Annotated in this window: 14 protein-coding genes; 11 read left to right on the top strand and 3 right to left on the bottom strand. The window is 74.5% G+C overall.

Features of this window, described 5'->3' with window-relative positions; genetic code table 11:
- Window positions 1-52: 52 nt before the first annotated feature.
- On the bottom strand, window positions 53-253 hold the full coding sequence (locus WMF34_RS10835) for a hypothetical protein (protein WP_437993234.1): 201 nt from the start codon (window positions 251-253) through the stop codon (window positions 53-55).
- 538 nt (window positions 254-791) lie between these two features.
- Here WMF34_RS10835 and WMF34_RS10830 point away from each other — a divergent pair.
- The 7 genes from WMF34_RS10830 (at window position 792) to WMF34_RS10800 (ending at window position 10507) form a co-directional block, all read left to right on the top strand.
- A complete protein-coding gene (locus WMF34_RS10830; RefSeq protein WP_157906601.1) occupies window positions 792-2003 on the top strand; it encodes a hypothetical protein in 1212 nt (403 codons plus the stop codon).
- Window positions 2000-3028, top strand: a complete 1029-nt coding sequence (locus WMF34_RS10825) for a hypothetical protein (protein ID WP_437993233.1) — start codon at window positions 2000-2002, stop codon at window positions 3026-3028. The genes WMF34_RS10830 and WMF34_RS10825 overlap by 4 nt, the downstream gene beginning before the upstream one ends.
- A 99-nt stretch (window positions 3029-3127) precedes the next feature.
- Window positions 3128-3748 carry a LysE family transporter gene (locus tag WMF34_RS10820; RefSeq protein ID WP_437993232.1) on the top strand — a complete coding sequence of 207 codons (621 nt, stop codon included), beginning with the start codon at window positions 3128-3130 and terminating at the stop codon, window positions 3746-3748.
- An 89-nt stretch (window positions 3749-3837) separates the two neighbouring features.
- Window positions 3838-6117 (top strand): iron-containing redox enzyme family protein, encoded by a 2280-nt coding sequence (locus tag WMF34_RS10815; RefSeq protein ID WP_437993231.1) that lies wholly within the window; start codon window positions 3838-3840, stop codon window positions 6115-6117.
- A gap of 9 nt (window positions 6118-6126) precedes the next feature.
- Window positions 6127-8133, top strand: coding sequence for an asparagine synthase (glutamine-hydrolyzing) (gene asnB, locus WMF34_RS10810; RefSeq protein WP_012234699.1), 2007 nt, complete (start codon window positions 6127-6129; stop codon window positions 8131-8133).
- The gene (locus WMF34_RS10805; protein ID WP_012234698.1) at window positions 8130-9095 is read left to right on the top strand and encodes a diiron oxygenase; all 966 of its coding nucleotides are present in this window, start codon (window positions 8130-8132) and stop codon (window positions 9093-9095) included. The genes asnB and WMF34_RS10805 overlap by 4 nt, the downstream gene beginning before the upstream one ends.
- On the top strand, window positions 9092-10507 hold the full coding sequence (locus WMF34_RS10800; protein WP_012234697.1) for a phospholipase D-like domain-containing protein: 1416 nt from the start codon (window positions 9092-9094) through the stop codon (window positions 10505-10507). Before WMF34_RS10805 ends, WMF34_RS10800 begins: the two co-directional genes overlap by 4 nt.
- Window positions 10508-10512: 5 nt before the next feature.
- Here the strand turns inward: WMF34_RS10800 and WMF34_RS10795 are convergent, their stop codons facing one another.
- Window positions 10513-11301, bottom strand: coding sequence for a CPBP family intramembrane glutamic endopeptidase (locus WMF34_RS10795; RefSeq protein WP_012234696.1), 789 nt, complete (start codon window positions 11299-11301; stop codon window positions 10513-10515).
- 209 nt (window positions 11302-11510) lie between these two features.
- Window positions 11511-12857, bottom strand: coding sequence for an MFS transporter (locus tag WMF34_RS10790; RefSeq protein WP_437993230.1), 1347 nt, complete (start codon window positions 12855-12857; stop codon window positions 11511-11513).
- A gap of 348 nt (window positions 12858-13205) precedes the next feature.
- Here WMF34_RS10790 and WMF34_RS10785 point away from each other — a divergent pair, with 348 nt between their 5' ends.
- The 4 genes from WMF34_RS10785 to WMF34_RS10770 all read left to right on the top strand — a co-directional run bounded on the left by WMF34_RS10785 (window position 13206) and on the right by WMF34_RS10770 (window position 18682).
- A complete protein-coding gene (locus WMF34_RS10785; protein WP_012234694.1) occupies window positions 13206-14486 on the top strand; it encodes a hypothetical protein in 1281 nt (426 codons plus the stop codon).
- Window positions 14487-14642: 156 nt separating this feature from the next.
- Complete coding sequence (locus WMF34_RS10780; protein ID WP_437993229.1) at window positions 14643-15857, top strand: hypothetical protein; 1215 nt, start codon at window positions 14643-14645, stop codon at window positions 15855-15857.
- Window positions 15858-16883: a diacylglycerol/lipid kinase family protein gene (locus tag WMF34_RS10775; RefSeq protein WP_012234692.1), complete on the top strand. Its 1026-nt coding sequence runs from the start codon at window positions 15858-15860 to the stop codon at window positions 16881-16883.
- A gap of 140 nt (window positions 16884-17023) precedes the next feature.
- A complete protein-coding gene (locus WMF34_RS10770) occupies window positions 17024-18682 on the top strand; it encodes a protein kinase domain-containing protein (protein ID WP_437993228.1) in 1659 nt (552 codons plus the stop codon).
- The last annotated feature ends 5 nt before the right edge of the window (window positions 18683-18687 follow it).

The following is an 18687-nucleotide window of genomic DNA, read 5'->3' as shown; positions in this document are numbered from 1 at the left end:
CGCTGCGGCCTTGCGGGCCTTTTCCCGCCGAGTTGCGGCGCGGCGGCGCCGCTCATAGGCGCTCGTGGCCTCCCGGACGATCTCCGGGTGGCGGCGGAAAGACGTGCGCCGCCGTCTTCCGGATCGCGCCGACGCGCTCGACCATGAGGTGCAGGAGCTGATTGCGGAGCGCGGTCGCGGCGGCCGAGGTGTCGCCGTCGGGGATCGTCGATGTCGTCGTCGAAGAGGAACTCGAGGGCCGACTCGAGCTCATCGACAATCAACCTGGCGCGCTCTCCGAGGTCGGCCACGGCGGGGTCGACGATGAGGAGCAGCCGAGTCTGCGCCTCCTGCACGGCTGCGTGCCTCGACCCCTCCGGGCGCGGCGCGGAGACGCGGTCTTCTGGCGGTTTCAACCCGTTTGTCGCTCTAGAATGTCGACTCGCACCCGCACCCCTCGCGTCGGGTCCAACGACCCAAGCCGCGACCGCCGATGGCGAAGCGCCCGCAGCCGGCTGTGAAGAACCCTGCGCGCCTGGGTAACGCCTTGCTCCCCAAACAGCGGTCGCTGCGCTGATCGCTTCGCACCTCGCCCCCGCGAAGAAGTCGGTACGTTCGGAATTCTCGGAATTTTCGGAAACGCGGCGCGCGCTCCGGCATTGTGTCGCAGGGCACGACGCGTGCTTTGTCGCCTCCGGCGCCCGCGAAGCGCCTGGTGAAGCGCTCGCATACAGCGTGGACAGCTTTGCCGCCGTACAGCTCCTTTGCCTCGTGAGGGTGCTTTGAGACGACGTCTGCCTCGGATTCACGCGTTGCTCGCCTCCTTATCGGCGGCGATGCTCTGGTCCGCGCCTGCTCGCCCCGGCGAGCCGCCGCAGCTCTCCTGGGACAAGCCGGTTCGCTGCATCAAGTCGCCAGACGGCGGCGCGGTGCGCGTTCAATGCGAGCCAGGCCCGGAAGGCGAGCGCTGCCTCGTCGCGCCCGATCGCCTGGCCCACGACGGCGGCGCGCTCGACAAGGTGCAGCCGTGCAACGTGGTGGAAGACACCGAGGCTTACCGGGCCCTGACCGCGCGCGGCGCCCGCCTCGTCGCCGCGATCCCCGAGGCGCCGCCGGGCTACGCGCGCTCGGCCGAGGGCAAGGCATTTCAGGTCAAGTTCGATCTCCTGAACCGGCTTTACCTGGGCGCGTCCTGGCTGCCGACGTTCCATGGAAACAACGGGCTCCCCGTGCCCGCGAGCTTCCCCCTGGGCCGCGGGAGGGCCGAGGCCGGCATCCACGTGAGCGTGCTCTCGACGCGCTCCCGCGCCCGCCATGACATGCGCATCCTCGAGGGAACAGCCACGTTCGACGATCTCGAGCTCTCCGGGGTGCTCTTCAGCTACGATTACCAGCACCTGCACCGGCGGCCGGCCCACTGGCTCAGCACCTTCGTGGGCAAGCCGCGGCTTCACCCGATCTCGCCGCGGATGGGCTGGGGCTTCCGAGTGGTGTCGGTGAACGACCGCCCTCCCGCGCGCCGCGACACGCTCGACGTGGAGTTCGGCGAGGTCCACCTCGCGTGGCATCCGTGGCAGTCGAACGACATGTACAGCCACATCCGGCTCGAGGCGGGCGCCGATCTGGGGGAGTACTGGGAGCATCGATCGGAGATCGACGACGGCCTGGACACAGGCGCTCTGTACATCGGCCCGACGAGCGCCCTCAAATCGCGCTTCAGCCTCGGCGAGGGCGGCCTCCACGCGCTCTCGACCGCGTTCACCTACCGGCGCCCGAACATCGCGGCCGGGAGCGGGAGGGGAGAGGCAATGAACCGACTCGAGGCCACCATCGCCTACGAGGGCATCCTCCTCGCGATCAACGATCAGCCCATCTCGCTGCGGCTCGCCGCGATGGGGGTGAGCCGCAACGACCTCGACAGCGACATTCGCGACGTGGAGGTCAAGGCCGCCGCGGGCCTGCGGGTGTCGTTCTGGGCTCCCCCACGGGTGTTCGAGCCGATGCCCGCCTTCGAGGACCCGTGACGGCTCGGCGCCTCGCCGCGCTGCTCGTCATGGCGGCGGCCGCGGCGCTCTCCCCGCGCGCCGGCCGCGCCGAGCCGGCGCGCGAGGAGAGCGAGCGCGCGGGCGGCGGCGATACCGCCGTTTCCGAGGAGGGCCGGCGCTTCCGCGTGCGCTTCGACCCGGCGAGCCGGGTGTGGCTCGGCGTCGCGTCCGCGCTGCACCGGGGCGCGAGCGGGTCGATCGCGATCGAGCCCGAGATCGACGCGGGCCTTTCCTACCGCGCGCGCAGCGTGACGGGCTCCGGGCCTGGCCGCGTGATCTGGCAGTCGGATCACCGCGTCCTCGCCGGCCGGGTGTCTCCGGCGGGGCAGGCGCTCGACGGCGTGCCCGCGCTCGACGCGGCGCTGTACGGCGCGTCGTTCTTGCGGCACGACGAATCGCCGCGGGTGGTCTTGCCGATGTCGCCGCCTATCGCGGTCCCCTTCCCCTTCGATATCGGCGTGGAAGCCGAGGTGGGCCGGGTGAGCATCCCCTCGATCCCGCGGCGCCAGGGCGACGGATCGTCGGCGCCGCTGATCCGGGTCGGCGTGGCGCGCGCCACGGCGATCCTCGATCCATGGCGCACGGGCGAGCCGGGCCGCAGCTTCGAGATCGGGCTCGGGGTCCGTTACGACATCGACGCTTACGCGGAGTCCCCCTCTCCGAGGGCCGCGCCCGCGCGCCGCACGCTCGGTGAGCCCAGGGTGGTCCACCGGATCGCGCCCATGACCGCGGGCTCGCTGCGGCTGCGCCTCCAGAGCGGCGACGGGCTGACGGTCTTCGATGGTCGAGGCGACGTCGTCCCGCACTGGACGAGCGAAGAGCGCTGGCGAGTCCTCGTGCGCTCGGCCGCGCACGTCGAGAGGATCCTGGCCGCGATCGACGATCAACCGATCGCCGCGGTGATCGAGGGCGAGTACCGGCTGCTGCCGCCCGCCCTGGATGTGCAGGCGGTCCATGATCTGCGCGTGAGCCTCGGGCTCGCGTTCACGCTGGCGCTACGCTAAGGCGACGACCAGTTGAAACCGCCTGACGACCGCGGCTCGCCCCCGCGCCGCGGGCGATCCTTTGCAGCTCACCGCCGCACACCTCGCCTCGGATGAACCATGGCGCTCGCGCTGGTCGTGGGGTTCCTGCTCGGTTATCTCGGCTCGATCCCGGCGGCGGGGCCGCTGGCCGTGCTGCTGGTGGCCGCCGCGCTGGCGGGGCAGCCCCGGCGCGTCTTGATGCTCGCCCTCGGAGGAGCCCTCGCGGAGGGGCTCTGGGCGCTCGCCGCGGCGCGCGGGCTCGGGTGGGTCATCGAGGCGCACCCCGCGATCGATCGCGCGCTGCGGACGGGCGGCGCCGCGCTCGTCGTGGCGATGGGCCTCGCCCTGGCGCTCGCGCCGCGACGCGCCGCCGAGGCGCCCTCCTCCGGGCGCGCGACATCGGCGCTCCTGACCGGGTTCGTCCTCGTCGCGCTCAACCCGTCGTTCCTGGCGTCGTGGATCGCGTCGTGCGCCGTGCTCCGCGCGTACCCTGCCCTCGCGCCCGCCGTCGCGCCGGCCCACGCGGCCGCGCTCGCGGTGGGCGCAGCCGCGGGTGTGGTGACCTGGTTCGCGACGCTCGGGCGCTTGCTGGCGCGCTACCGAGAGCGGCTCGGCGCATGGCACGGGCGGCTGGTGCGCGGCCTCGGGTGGGTGCTCGTGGCGCTGGGGCTCGCGGGGCTCCTGCAGCGGCTCACGTGAGATCCGTGCCCTGTGTGGACGCCGGTCGCGCGCCCGCATAACGTCGTTCGGATGCGGGTAGGCGCCGGCAGCCTGCGTCGTCCGGTCGTATGAACGCCCTTCATACCCCGGCATCGGACCGCGCGGCGAGCCCTCGGTCGCGCGCCCCGGACGCGTCGCCGCGCGCGATCTACCGCAGGTTGCGGGCCGGCGAGCCGGCCCCGGAGGATCTCGCGGGCGAGCCCGTGCCGGAGGCCGAGGCCCCCGGCAGCCTCGACGCGCTCTGGGCGGCCCTGACCGCGCTCCACGACGAGGACGAGCGATGCGGCGCCCCCGGCGACGAGGGCGTCGACCCGGCGCGGGTCCTGCTCGGCTATGCGCCGACCGCGCTGCTCGACGGGTGCTGGCTCGCCGCGGCGGTGCGCGTGCGCCGCGCGGACGGAGCGCTCGGCGCGGCCTGCCTCGACGCGTTCTATCTCGAGTGCGGCGAGGGCGACCCCGCGCGGCACCACGGCGCCCTGTACGGCGCCGCGCTGGCCGCCGCGGGGCTCGCGCTGCCCGATCTCGGGAGCCCCGCATTCGAGCGCTCCCGCTGCCTCGCCGAAGCGGACTTCGCGCTCGCGATCCCAGGGCTCCGCGCCGCGCAGCTCGGGGACGCGGGGCTGCCCGAGGCGCTGGGCCACCACGGGGCGGCCACGGTGCTGGGCCCGCCCGCCGCGGTGCGCCGGGCCGCGTCGCGCGCGCGCTGCGACGGCCTGTACTTCGCGGAGCACGCGGAGGGCGCGGAGACGGCCCGCCGGGCCCGTGAGCTCGCGCGACGATGCCTCGAGGCGCACGCCGCGGGCGGGGCGCCGGACTGGTCGCGCGTGTGGCGCGGCGCCTGGTCGCTCTGGGCCGCGCGGCGCGCGTGGCTTGCCTCGCTCCGGCCCGCCGTCGCGCCGTCCGCGTGGGAGGCGATGCTGGCGCTCGTCGAGGCGAAGGCGCGCCACGCGTTCGGATTTCACGGCCGCGTACGGCTCGACGGACAGGCGCTCGACGACGCGCTCGATCCGGTGCAGCTCGACGCGCGCCGCATCCTCCAGCGCCTCGCGCGCTCACCATGGATCGTCCCCGGGAGGCCCGACGAGAGCCCGCTCGTCACCCGCTCCGTGCAATTCGGCGGGCCGATGTTCGGCGTGTTCACCGACGCCGAGGTCGACGTGATGCGCGCCTGGATCCGCGCGCTGATCGAGGCGCCGGAGCCTCCGACCGCCCTCCGCGCGACGCGCGGCGCGGAGGAGCGTGAGGGCTCGCCGCGCGCCGATCGCGAGGGACCCTCGATCGACGTGGATCGCCGAGGCGGATCCCCCCCTCGCGCGCAGGTGCGCGCAGAGCTCCCCCTGCCGGAGCTGTACCACCGGCTGCTCTGCGCCCGCGGGCCCGGGGACGTGGACCGCGAGGCGGGCGCGCTCGCGCGGGCGCACGTCGAAGCGATGCTCCGAGAGGTGCACAGCGAGGTGTCCCCCGCCCGGCTCGCCGCGGATGGGCGCTGGCCCTGGTCCGCCGCGGGGCTCTCGCGCTGGGTCGACGCGCGGCTGCGCGAGCAGATCTTCGAGGAAGGGCACGCCCACGCGCGGTCCACGGTGGGACCGCATGCAGCCCCACACCCCGCGCGCGACCCCACACGGCCCACGGACGACGCGGGCATCGCGCGCGAGATCACGCGCGGCGAGGCCGTCTGGCTGCTCACCCAGCTCGCGCCGGCGGCCGTGATCGACGGCGCCTGGCTCCAGGGCATGACGGCCCCCGGCGCGTTCCACACGCCGGTCGCGTCGCTCCTGCTCCGGATCTACCGCGACGAGCTCGGCGCGGGCGTGCCCGCCCAGCACCACGGCAACGTGCTGCGCAGGGCGCTCGCGGAGCAGGGCGTGACGCTGCCGCCGTGCGACGCGCGAACGTTCATCGAACGGCCCGACCTCCTCCCGCAGGCGTTCTCGATGCCCGCGCTCTGGCTCGCGTTCGCGCAAGGGTCCACGGAGCTCTTGCCCGAGCTGCTCGGCCTCAACCTGGCGATCGAAATGGCCGGCATCGGCCGCGGGTACGCGATGGCCGCCGCGCTCCTGCGGCGCCACCGGATCGACCCGTACTTCTTCGACCTGCACAACACGATCGACAACGCCGCGTCGGGGCACACCGCGTGGTCGATCGAGGCCATCGCCCGGTTCATGGACGCGTGCGCGGCGCCCGGCGACGCGCTCGCGATCGAGCGCGCGACGCTGCGGATCTGGCGCGGATACGCCGCGTACGCGCGCGCTAGCCGGCCGCTCGTGCGCGCCGTCGCGGTGCGCCTCGGCCCGCGGCTCGGCTGGCGCTGGCTCCGGCGGCATCTGCTCGGGGACACGGGGAGGTAGCGCTCGATCATGTGCGGCATCGTCGGAGCGCTGGATCTCGCCGGGCGACGCACGTTCGATCCGGCGCGCCTCGACCGCATGGCGGCGAGCGTGCGGCACCGCGGCCCGGACGACGGCGCCTCCTTTTCGGAGCCAGGGATCGCCATGGCCACGCGGCGCCTCGCCGTCGTCGACGTCGCGGGCGGCCGCCAGCCGATGGCCGACGCGGGCGGCCGCGTGTGGGCCTCGTACAACGGCGAGCTGTTCAACCACGCCGAGCTGCGCCGCGAGCTCGCCGCGCGCGGGCACACGCAGCGCACGCGGTGCGACACCGAGCTGTGGCCCGGGCTCTACCTCGACGCGGGCGAGGGCGCCTTCTCCCGCGCGCGCGGGCAGTTCGCCGTGGCGCTCTGGGATCGCGAGGCGCGCACGCTGCTGCTCGGCCGCGACCGGATCGGGATCTGCCCGCTCCACTACGCGGAGGCGGACGGCTGGCTCCTCTGGGCCTCGGAGATCAAGGCGATCCTGGCGAGCGGGCTCGTGCGCCCCGAGGTCGATCCGGCGGGCATCGACCACGTCTTCTCGCTGTTCGCCGCGGGCACGCAGCGGACGTGCTTCCGCGGCGTGCGCTCGCTCTGGCCCGGGCACTACCTCCGCGCGCAGGGCGGCGCGGTGGAGCAGCGGCGCTACTGGGACCTGGATTTCCCGGCCCAGGGCGAGGAGCGGCGCGTCGCCTCGCTCGACGCGCTGATCGAGGAGACGCGCGCCTGCCTGCGCGACGCCGTGCAGCGCCGCCTCGTCTCCGACGGCCCGGTGGCGACGTACCTGAGCGGCGGGCTCGACTCGACGCTGGTGCTCGGCCTCGCACGGGAGGCCCGCGGCGACGCGCCCATCGCGTCGTTCACCGTCGGCTTCGACGGCGCCGGGCCCGACGAGCGCCGCCGCGCGACCCGCAGCGCGGCGCGCCTTCACGCGCGGCTCGAGACCCTGGTGCCCTCGCCGACGGAGATCCTCGAGGCCCTCCCGCGCGTCGTGGAGGCCGCCGAGGGCCCCGTGATGGACACGGCCGACGGGTGCGTGCTCCTCCTGGCCGAGCGCGCCGCGCGCCGGGGGTTCAAGGTCGTGCTCACGGGCGAGGGCGCGGACGAGGCGATGGGCGGCTACGTCTGGCACAAGACCCACCGCGCCATGGAGCGCCTCGCCCGCGTCCACCCCGCCCTGCCGCGCGCGATCCGCGGCACGCTGGCCGAGCTCGCGGCGCCCGGCACACCCGCGCCCATGTTCCAGGACCATTTCGGCGACGTTCGCCCGAGCCTCCTCGACCTGTACGAACCGCTCTCCCGCGCGCGCTGGCTGTTCTATTCGGATACGATGGCCGATCGCGTCGCGGGCCACGACCCGTTCTCCGAGCTCGACATCGCGCCAGCGCGGATGCGCCGCTGGGATCCGCTGAATCGGTCGCTCTACGTGGAGTACAAGCTGATGCTGGCCGGACACCTCCTGGTGGGCAAGGGCGACCGCGCGGCGATGCGCTCGGGCGTGGAGCACCGCTACCCCTTCCTCGACGAGGCCTTCGTCGACCTCGCGAGCGGCCTCTCGCCGGCGTACAAGCTCCGCGGGCTGCGGGAGAAGTGGCTCCTCCGCGAGGTGGCGCGGCGGGTGCTCCCGCGCGACATCGCCGACCCGCCCAAGGGCATGTTCAAGGCCCACGCGCTCTGCGCGCTCGGGCCCCAGCCCCGCTGGATCGCGCAGCTCGTGAGCCCCGAGTCGCTGCGCAAGACGGGCTACTTCTCGCCCGCGAAGGTCGCGCGCGAGCAGCGCTTCCAGCGGATCCTGCCCGCGCTCGCCCCGCGGCGGATCGTCGCCGACGGGAGCTACACCGCCGTGGTCACCACGCAGCTGTGGCACCACCTCTTCCTCGGCGGCGGGCTGTGCGAGCTGCCCACGTGGTCGCCGCCAGCGCCCGCGGCCGGCCCAGCGCCCGCGGCCGCAGACGAACGCCCGGTCGCGTCGACCGAGAGGACGGTGCCATCGTGAGACTCCAGCTCTCCGCCGATCCCGGGCTCCCCGGCCACGAAGGCAGCCCCCGCACGCCGCCCCACGACGGAGAGGCCGCCGCGAGGGAGGACCGGCTCGACGCGGCGGTGCGCCGGCGCTGGGACCGCATCGACTGGACGCGCCCGATCCCGCCCGAAGCGCTGGTGATCCCCGAGGCGCACTACATGGACGTCGCGGGCCTCGGGCTCACCGAGCGCCAGCGCGTCGCGATCAACCGGCTCTTCGCGTGCTTCACGTGCGAGCTGTTCATCCACTTCGAGGGCTACGTGATCCGGTACCTCGAGCGGTCGGCCCACCGCGCGCCGTACCTGTCCGCGCCCGTCGTCGCCCGCTTCGTCGCCGAGGAGCGCACGCACGCGGAGATGTTCCGCCGGCTCCTGCACAGGCTCCGGCCGGATCTCTACCCGACCGACGCGGCCCCGCCGCGCTTCCTGCGCTGGGGCCGGGGCGACGACGCGGCGCTGCGCCTCGCCCCGGCGGGCACGTTCTTCCTGCTCGCGTGGTACTTCGAGGAGATCACGCTCTTCGTGCCGCGGGCGATCGAGGCCCGGCCCGATCAGAGCGCGGCGCTCGTCGCCGAGATCATGGCCCTGCACGCGCGCGAGGAGGCGCCGCACGTCGCCATCGACGAGCGCGTGCTGCTGCACCTGAACGAGCGCTGTCCGCGCTGGCTCGCCGCGATCCAGACGGCCCTCGCGCTGCCCTTCCTCGTGTACGTCGACGGCGTGGTCGGCGACGCCTGGCGCCGCCTGGTGGCCTCGGCCGGCAGCGAGCTGGGCCTCGACGCCGCGCAGCGGCGGCGACTCGGCGCGCGCGCCCCGACGCAGTCCGATCGCTGGGGCACCGAGAGCTTCACGCGCAAGCTGGAGGGCCGCGGGCTCGCGGGGGCGCGGCCCCTCTGCTGGGCGCTGCGGCGCGCGCTGCGCACGGATCCCGCGTGAGCTCCGGGCTCGCGTACATCGGCGACAGCCACGGCATCCTCTCCGCGTGCCGCGACCTCATCGAGGCCGCCGAGCGGAGCGTCGTCCTGCAGATGTACCTCTTCGCGGCGAACGGCGACCAGACCACGCTGCTGCCGCGCCCGGGCGCGTTCCCCTACGCCGACACGGTCGCCGACTGGCTCATCGCCAAGAGGCGCGCGCGGCCCGACGTGACCGTCGTCGTGATCCTGGACAGCAACACGCCCGCGAACCCCGCCCTGACGCGCCGCCGCGGCGCGCTGGTGCGGAGTCGCCTCGCGGACGCGGGCGTCCTCGTGCTGAACGCCTGCCTGTTCGGCGCGCGGTTCGATCGGCGCCGCCGGCTCCTGCCCCGGATGAACTTCCACCTCGACCACGCGCGCGGGCGCGTGCCGATCGAGGACTGGGTCGAGCACCAGAACCGCTGGCAGGTGCTGCACAACGTCGAGGATCACCGGAAGAACCTGGTGATCGACGGCGGGCGCGCCGGCGCGATCACGTCGCACAACTTCATCGACGCGGCGTTCGACTGGCACGAGAACCTGTTCTGGCTGACGGGCGCCGTGGCCCGCCGGCTCTGGCGCGTCGCGATGGCGGCGATCGGCGAGGCGCTCACCATTCCGCAGGCGATCGGCGCCGAGGGCCGCGCCGCGCTCCACGCGCTCGTCGCAGACGCCGCGCGCGGGCCCGACGATCTCGGGACCGAGGGCGCCTCCCCGGCGCCCACGCTCGCGCCGGTGCCGGGGTACGCCGGCGGCCTGCGCGTCCCTCTCCCGCCGCCCGGCGCGCTCACCGCCACGGACGACGAGACGTGCGCGCTCGTCGAGCACGAGGCGATCCGCGAGCGCCTCACGGACCTGTTCGACGGCGCGGAGGCCGGCGACGAGCTCCTCGTCGCGACAACGTACCTCTCGGACCTGCCGATGCTCGAGGCGCTCGAGCGCGCGGCGGCGCGCGGCGCCCGGGTGCGCGTGCTGATCGACTCCATCGACGCGCTCCCGCTGCCGCCCGCGGCGGCGTGGCTCATCCGCAGCCTGGTCAACCACCACGGGATCACCCGCGCGATCGAGGCTGAGGCGCGGTGGCCGGACCGCTTCGCGCTGCGCGTGCACGACTCGCGCGGCGGGGCGATGATGCACCTCAAGACCGCGGCGCGGCTGGGCGCTCGGCCGATGCTGGTGGGCGGCCAGGCCAACTTCACGCCCAACTCGTTCTCGCGCGCGTGGCTCGAGACCGACCTCGAGACCCGCGATCCGGCCTTCGTCGCCGCGTTCGCGGCGCACTTCGAGCGGCTCTGGGATCTGCCCGCCTCGCGGCGCGCGCCCCGCGGCCGGGGGTCGTGGGCGCGCTCGGCGCTGCTGAGCGCGTTCGAGCTGCTCGGCCTCCGGCCCTGACGCGCTCAGCGGAGCATGCCGATTACCAGGGCGGCGATCGTCGCGTCCGCGACGATGTGCGCGAGCACGGGCGCGAGGAGCCCGCGGGCGTGCTGCCGCAGGAGGCCCAGCATCACGGCCCAGCTGCCCGCCAGGAAGACGCCCAGCAGCCCCCGCGGGAACCCGTGCGCGTGCTGCGCGCCGAACGAGGCAGCTTGCAGGACCACCGCGACGCGCGCGCCCCACGTCGCCGCGAGGCTCGGCTGGAGTACGCCGCGCCAGATCACCTCCTCCAGCGTGGCGTTCAGCACGGCGAAGACCGCGCCTCCCGCGAGGAGCACCGGCGTCGACACCTGGAGCAGCTCCGACCCGGTGATGTCGCGGAGGTCGGGCCGGGCGAGCGCGAGCCACCCGACGAGCGCGACCGGCGTGACGCCGCCGACGAGCGCCGTCCAGCGCTTCGGGAGCCCGCCGGCCGCGCGCCAGCCGTCGGGCGGACGCAGCGCGGGCGCGAGCCGTGCGAGGCCGCCGTAAGCCACGAGCGCCAGGATCATGGCGAGCTGCCAGACGACGCCGAGGCGCATCGCCACCACGATGCACGCCACGAGCACCGCGACGGCGCGCGCCGGCCCCTGCGCCACGCGGGCCGCGAGCAGCGCCACCAGGGCCGCGGCCGCCGCGACGGCGAGCGTCGCGCGCGGGAACGCGGGCGCGTCGAGCGCGGCCTGGAGCGCCAGGAGGCCGAGGGAGGTCAGGCTCAGCGCGCGGTCGGCGCGCGCCTTCGGCTCGGAGAGGGCGGACGTGGGCTCTTGCATCGGGATCGCGCGGACGAGTCCAATCTACCGGCTTCCACCCGCCGGAGGTCCGGACACGGGACAGAGAGTTCAACGCAACGGCGCAAAGAAACCAGGACACAGGGAAAAGAAGAGGGGGAATGCCGGGATGGCCCTCCCCCTCTTCTCTTGGCGGCCTTGGCGCGCTTGGCGGTTCTTCTGCTGATTCGGGGCAGCTTCCCGCAGCAATGCTAGTCCCGCGGCACCAGGCGCGACAGGACGACCCCCGGGATCGACGCCGCGAACGCGATCGCGAAGAACGCCGTGAACCCCGCGCTGGCAGCCAGGTAGCCGCTCACGCTGCCGGCGAACGTCGCGGAGACCGACATGAGCGCCGACCCGATCGCGAAGTGCGACGACTTGTACCCGTCCACGCAGCGCCGCATCAGGAACACCGCGAGCACCGCCGTCCCGACGCCGGCGGCGAGCTGCTCGAGCGTGACGAGCGCGACGACCCACGGGAGCGCCGGCCTCGCCCACGCGAGCGCCACGTACAGCAGGATCGCCAGGCTCTGCACGAGCGCGATCGGGAAGATGGTCCGCGCGAGCCCCCACCGCTTGATGATCACCCCGCCGAGGATCGAGCCGGCGATCGAGGCGACCGTCCCGACCCCGCCCACGTTGCCTCGCGCCGCCGTGTCGAGGCCGAGGCTCTTCAGCAGCGGCGACGACATCGCGAACATGAGCGCGTCCCCTGCTCGGTAGCAGAGGATGAACGCCAGGCTCGACGCGATCTGCGGCTGCCGCAGGTACACACGGAACGGCTCGACGTAGCGCCGCAGCCCGGTCGCTCCTGGCGCGGCGCCGGCTCCGGGCGTGGCGGCCGGGCGCGGCAGCCCCGCGGCGTGCGCGATCGCGAGCAGCGCGAGCCCGCCTGCGGCGACGGCGAACGCCGCGCCAAAGGACGCCCAGCCCGCGAACGCGACAAGCAGCGCGCCCGCGAGCAGCGCGAGCCGGTACGCGCCGACCCGCAGCCCGGAGAACGCGGCCTGCGCGTCCTTGTCGAGCGCCTGCAGGTAGAAGCCGTCGACCGCGATGTCGTGCGTCGCCGCGGCGACCGCGACCGCCCCGAACAGCGCCGCCACGAGCCATATCGCGCCGCTGTCCGCCGCCGCAGCGAGCCCGAGGACGATCGCGGCGAGCGCGATCTCGACCCCCACGAGCCAGCGCCGCGGGCTGCCGTGGAGGTCGACCAGCGGGCTCCAGAGGAACTTGAGGTTCCACGGGAGCCCGTAGAGCGACGTCAGCCCGATGATCTCCAGGCTCGCCCCCGCCGCCGTGAAGAACTCCCCCGCCACCTTGTGCGCGATCGCGTAGGGCAGGCCCTCGGCAAAGTAGGTCGACGAGATCCACAGGCCCCGGCTCGCCCCTCCCGCCGCCACGCCGGACGACGCCGCCACGCCGGACGACGCCGGCTCACCGGGCGCCTCCGAGGAGGAGGCGTCACGCCTCGGCGCCTCCGCTCCCGGCTCGGGCAGCGCGGCGCGCGCCGGGACCGCGGGCTCGACGGGCTTGTGGGATGTAACGGCAGCCTCCACGCCTTCTCCGCACCCTTACACGATGCGCCCCGGGACGGAGCAAGTTCCAGGACACCCGACCGCCGCGCCCGATCGTGGAGGCAAACACGACGCCGTGAGGCCGCGAGGCGGCGAGGACGCAGCGGACTCCATCGCGAGCGACGCTGTGGTATCGGTCCGGCATCTGGTTTAAACGGTGAACTGCATGCGACGGGCTCACGCTCCCTCGGTGTCCCCCTGCCGTCACGGCGGCGACGCCGATCGTGGCGCTTCGTGCCGCTCCGGCCGTGCGGCCGCGCTCGAGCGCGCCGACCTCGCGCCGACCCGGCCGGCGCCTTGGCCATCTCCGGTCTTTCCGAGGGAGCCAGCGTGAACGAGTACACCCGGCGCGAGGAGGTCCGCGCCACCTTCATCGCCTCGGCCATCCTCGTCCTGTGCATCGCCGTGGCGGTCCTCCGGCTCGTCACCGTGGAGGGCAGGCTCGTCCCCGACCCGGGCGCGCGGCGCCAGGCCGAGGAGGCCGAGGCCCGCGTCGCGCCCGCGCGGGCGTGCGCCCTCGCCGGCGAGAAGCTGATCGTCGAGATCGACCTGTTCAAGGCGGCCGCGAAATCGGCGCGCATGCCCGACCCGGGCGCGGCGCCCCCCGCGCCGCCGCCGCCGGCGACGTCCACGAAGGGGCGCCCGCCCCGCAACGCGCCGCCGCCGCCGAAGCCCAAGGAGCCGGACAAGCAAGGCGCGTGGGCCTCCGCCCAGCCGCTCTACAAGCAGGTCAAGACCCTGGCGGGCTGCCGGGAGGCGACCGAGGCGCTCCTCGGGGCTCGGGTGAACGCCATCCCCGCCTGGGAGGCCATCGCCAAGGCGGCCGCGATCACGCCGCCGGGCGCCGCGGAGGCCGAGCAGTTCGAGGCGGCGAAGCAGCTGCTCTCGCTCGTCGCCGACATCCAGGCCGACAAGGTCGCGCAGGCCACGAAGGACGCCGAGGCGGCGTTCAAGGCGAACGCGGAGCGCGACCGGGATCGCGCGCTCACCGCGATGGTCCGCGAGCCGCTGCCTCAGGGCGTCTTCTCGCGGCGCGTGGCCGTGAGCGTCGGCGTCGGGCTGACGGTCTGCGCCCTCTTCATCAGCTACCTGGGCGTGCGGGCCGCCTCGATGCGCCGCCTCGCGACGCTGCTCCCGCTGCGCGACGCGGTCCGCAGCGGGCGCCCGGGCATGCAGGCCGCGGAGATCCTGAAGACCGCCGCGGCGCACAACAGCGGCGAGCCCGGCCTCGTGATCGGCGCCGCCATCGGCGGGTTCTCCGCCGCCCTCCTCGCCCCGAGGGACGCTGACCTGTTCGTCGCGGGCGTCATGGCGGGCCTCCTCATCGGCCTCGGCGCGCAGTGGGCCTTCCGCCTCGCCCTCGGCGCGGGCCGCTGGCGCGCCCGCACCACGGAGCTCGCCGAGGTCGAGAAGCCGGCCATCCCCATCGTGCTCGTCCTGAGCGGCGTGAAGCCCGGCCTCGAGCTCGAGTTCATCCAGTTCCTCCGCTCGCTGCCCCCCGCCGACGCCGCGGCGGCGGTCGAGAAGCTCGCCTCCCAGGCCGAGGAGCGCATCCTCGCCGCCGCCGACGCGGGCGCCGCCCTCACCCACGGGAAGCCGCCGCCAGGGTGACGCCGCCAGGGTGACGCCGGCCGGCGCGGGGGGCGCGCCTGCCCCCTGCACGACCACGGAACTCCCGCGGGGTGTCCCCGCGAACACAGCGCGGCGACGGCCCTGCACCGAGCGCTCGATCCGCACGCCGTTCCATGGAATGGAGGCGCTCCCGACATGAGACACCCCCTGCAGGCCCGCCGGCCGTCCGGGCGATGGGCGCTCCTCTCGCTGCTCGCCGCCACCTGGTGGCTCGCCGCGCCCCCTGCAGCGGCGCAGGACACGGCCGCTCCGAAGGCCGCCGCGCCGCAGGCCGACGATGCTCCGCCCGCGACGCACGCCGCCTCGCTGCAGGCCGATGGCCCTCCGGCCGCCGCGCCGCAGGCCGACAGCCCTCCGGCGGAGGGCGGCGCGCCCCCGACGGACGGAGCCGCCGGGGCCGGCGCGCCGTCGGGCGCGGGCGGCGCCGGCGGCGCGGCCTCGGACGCGCGCGATCCGGCCGAGCGCAGCGCGGCGCGGCGCGACAGGCCCGGGGCGACGAGCAGCCGCGCCACCCCCTCCAAGAAGCGCCGCGGGGACATCAACCCGTGCATGACGCCCGATCCGGGCTGGGGCGTCTACGACCGGTGGTCCCGCGCGCCCTCGATCGGGCAGATGATCATGCCCCACCGGGGCGGGGTCACGAAGCGCGGCGGCTTCGACGTCATCATCCACTTCCACGGCCACGAGGCGCTCCGGAAGGAGTTCGTGAAGACCGCCGAGGGCGCCGTCCTCGTCGGCATCGATCTGGGCATCGGCTCGGGCGCGTACTCGAGCGCGTTCTCGGCGCCGTACGTCTTCGAGAACTTGCTCGACAGCATCGAGCGCGCCGTCGCGAAGAAGACCGGCAAGAAGAAGGCCTACATCCGCAAGCTCGGCCTCTCGTCGTGGAGCGCGGGCTACGGCGCCGTCGAGCAGATCCTGCGTCAGCCGGCCGGCAAGCGCGTCGACGCCCTCGTGCTGCTCGACTCGCTCCACGCCGGGTACGCCGACGAGCAGCAGCACAAGCTCAAGGTCGCGCAGCTCGAGCCGTTCATCGCGTTCGCGAGGCGCGCCGCGGCGGGCGAGGCGTTCATGTTCATGAGCCACTCCTCCATCCTGCCGCCCGGCTACGCGTCGACGGCGGAGACGGCGGACTTCATCGTGCGGCAGCTGCGGGGCAAGCCGAGGGGCTCCTCCCGCGCCGACGTGCTCGGCCTCGACATGATCCGGCGCTTCGACCGCGGCGACTTCCACGTCCGCGGGTACACCGGCGACGACAAACCCGATCACTGCGCCCACCTCGGCCTGATGGCGGACGTCGTGCGGGTCCACCTCAACCCGCGGTGGAAGTCGCCGCGAGGCCGGCGCTAGATGGGCGGCATCGGCGTCATCATCAACCCCCGCTCGCGCCAGAACCTGAGCGATCCCCGCGCGGCGGTCCGGCTCGCGCGCGCGCTCGGCGACCACGGCGTCGTCCGCGCCGCGCGCTCCCGCGAGGACCTCGCCCGGATCGCGGAGGACTTCAGGAAGCTCTCCATCGACGTGCTCGGCATCTCCGGGGGCGACGGCACGAACCACGTCACCATCACCGGCTTCCTCGACGTCTACGAGAACGAGCCGCTGCCGCCGATCGCCTTCCTGCGCGGCGGGACGATGAACACCGTGGCCAACGCCGTGGGCGTCCCCCGCGGGCGCCCCGACGGCCTGCTCGCGGGGCTCATCGCCCGCTACACCGACCGCGGCCGGCACCCGCTGCGCTGGGTCGAGCGCCACGTGATGCAGATCGGCGCCCACTACGGCTTCATCTTCGGCACCGGCTGCGTCCACGGCTTCATCGCCGAGTACAACCGCAGCGAGGAGCGGAGCGCGCTCTGGGCCGCGAAGGTCCTCGCCCGCGCGAGCGCCGCCGTGCTCCTCAACACGGGCACCCAGGTCGCCGCGCGCTGGCAGGGCCGCGTCCACTTCGAGGACGGCTCGGCGTTCCCGGACCGCGACTACCTCGCCGTCGCCGCCGGCACGGTGGACCAGATCGGCCTCGGGTTCCGCCCGTTCCACCGCCACGACGAGCGCCCGGAGAGCTTCCACATGCTGGGCATCCACACCTCCGCGCTCGGCTTCGTCAGGAAGCTGCCCGACATCTGGCGGGCGCGGCCGATGGGCGAGGCGCACACGTTCGAGAAGATCGCCCGGCGCGCGGTGCTCGAGGCCAGGTCGGGCGTGGTCCACTACGTCTGCGACGGCGACGTGCACGAGCACGCGGGCCCGCTCACCGTGCGCATCGGCCCGCGGGTGAAGATCCTCGTGGAGCACAAGTCCGGCCATCGCCCCGCCCGGCGCACGTCGCACGATGTAGGCGGCCGCGGGGAGCGCGCGCATCCCTGCGGAATCGTACGCTGAACATGCATGGATCACGCGCTGACCATGCACCGACGGCGCGGCGGCGCGCGGGCAGGCAGCGGCGCGCGGGCAGGCAGCGACGTACGGGTGCGCGAGACCATGGCTGTGAGAGGCCAGCAAAGTTAGACTGCGTTCGCTCCATGCCGCCGCGCTCCTCCTCCGCGCCCGCCTCGTCGACGGACTCGACCCCGCGGCACGAGAGCGCGAGCCGCTCGTTCGCCTCTTCGGCAGCGTTCCCGCGCGCCAGCGCTCCGGACTCGCTCGACCCGGAGCTGATCGATCCGTCCCTCGTGACACCGCCTCCGGAGGCCAGCGCGCCGTCGCCCGCTCCGGGGAAGGCGGCGCGGCGCATCTACCGCGAGGGCGACGTGATCGGCGGCAAATACCGCCTGCGCTACGTCCTCGGCGAGGGCGGCATGGGGATGGTGTGGCTGGCCCACAACGACGTCCTCAACATCGACGTCGCCATCAAGTTCATCCGGCGCGAGGTCAACTCGACCGAGGCGACGGTGCGCCTCCACCAGGAGGCGCGCGCCGCCGCGCGGATCGATCACCCGTCGATCGTCCGCGTGATCGACTTCGGGGAGTCCGAGCACCGCGACCCGTACATCGTGATGGAGGTGCTCCGGGGAGAGCAGCTGGTCGAGGCGATCGAGCGCAGGAAGCGCTTCTCGCCTACCGCGGCGCTCCGCATCCTCCTGCCCATCGCGAGCGCCGTCGCCGCGGCGCACGACCGCAGGATCGTCCACCGCGATCTCAAGCCCGAGAACATCTTCCTCGTGAAGAACGATCGCGGCGACATCACCCCGAAGATCGTCGATTTCGGCATCGCCAAGGTGTGGAGCGAGACGGCGAGCGGCGAGATGACGAAGGCGGGCACGGTGCTCGGCAGCCCCGATTACATGTCGCCCGAGCAGGCGCGCGGCATCACCGACGTCGACGGGCAGACCGACGTCTGGGCGTTCGCCGTGGTGCTCTACGAGACGATCACCGGCCAGAAGCCGTTCCAGGGCGGCAACTACCACGACCTCGTGGCGGCGATCCTCGTCAAGGATCCGACGCCGATCACCGCGCTCGGCGTGGGCGACGAGGCGCTGTGGGCCATCATCGCGCGCGGCCTCGGGAAGGAGCGCTTCAACAGGTGGCGGACCATGCGCGAGATGGGCGTCGCGCTCGCGCGCTGGGCGACCGAGAACGGCGTCGTGGAGGACGTGACCGGGACCTCGCTCGCCGTGCACTGGCTGAGCGACGGCGAGCAGCGGCCCCTCTCCGAGCGGCCGGCGGTGCGGGCGCAGCAGCGGCGCATCTCCGAGCGGCCGGCGGCGCGGGCGCAGAGGAGCAGCGAGGACCACCAGGAGGTCGCTGTACACCCTGTCCACCAGGAGGCCGCTCGCCCGAACGGGGATCGGCGGCGCGTCGCCGTCGTCGCGGCGGCGGGGCTGGCGACGCTCGTGATCCTCGGCGCCGCGCTGCTCTCCCTGCGCGCCATGACCGCGCGGGACGGCAGCGCCGAGCCCGCGCCCGCGGCGTCGCAGGGCCAGCCTCAGGCCGCCGCCGCACGATCGACCGAGCAGGGCCCCGCGCCCGAGAGCCGCCCCGAGCCAGCCCGCACCGCCGAGCCGCAGCCCTCGGCCGGCGTGGCCCGCCTCGGACCGGCCGAGAGCCCCACCGCGAGCGCCCACGCGCGGGAGCCCGCGCCGCCGCCCCGGAGCACCGGCGCGCGGCGCACCGCGCCCTCACGGGCGGGCGCGAAGACCACTGGCGCTGCCTTGCCGGTCCCGGCCCGGCCTAACTTCTAGCGTCG

Source organism: Sorangium sp. So ce145 (assembly GCF_051525985.1).
GTDB classification, from domain to species: domain Bacteria; phylum Myxococcota_A; class Polyangia; order Polyangiales; family Polyangiaceae; genus Sorangium; species Sorangium cellulosum_B.
This window is presented reverse-complemented; position numbering and strand designations above follow the sequence as displayed.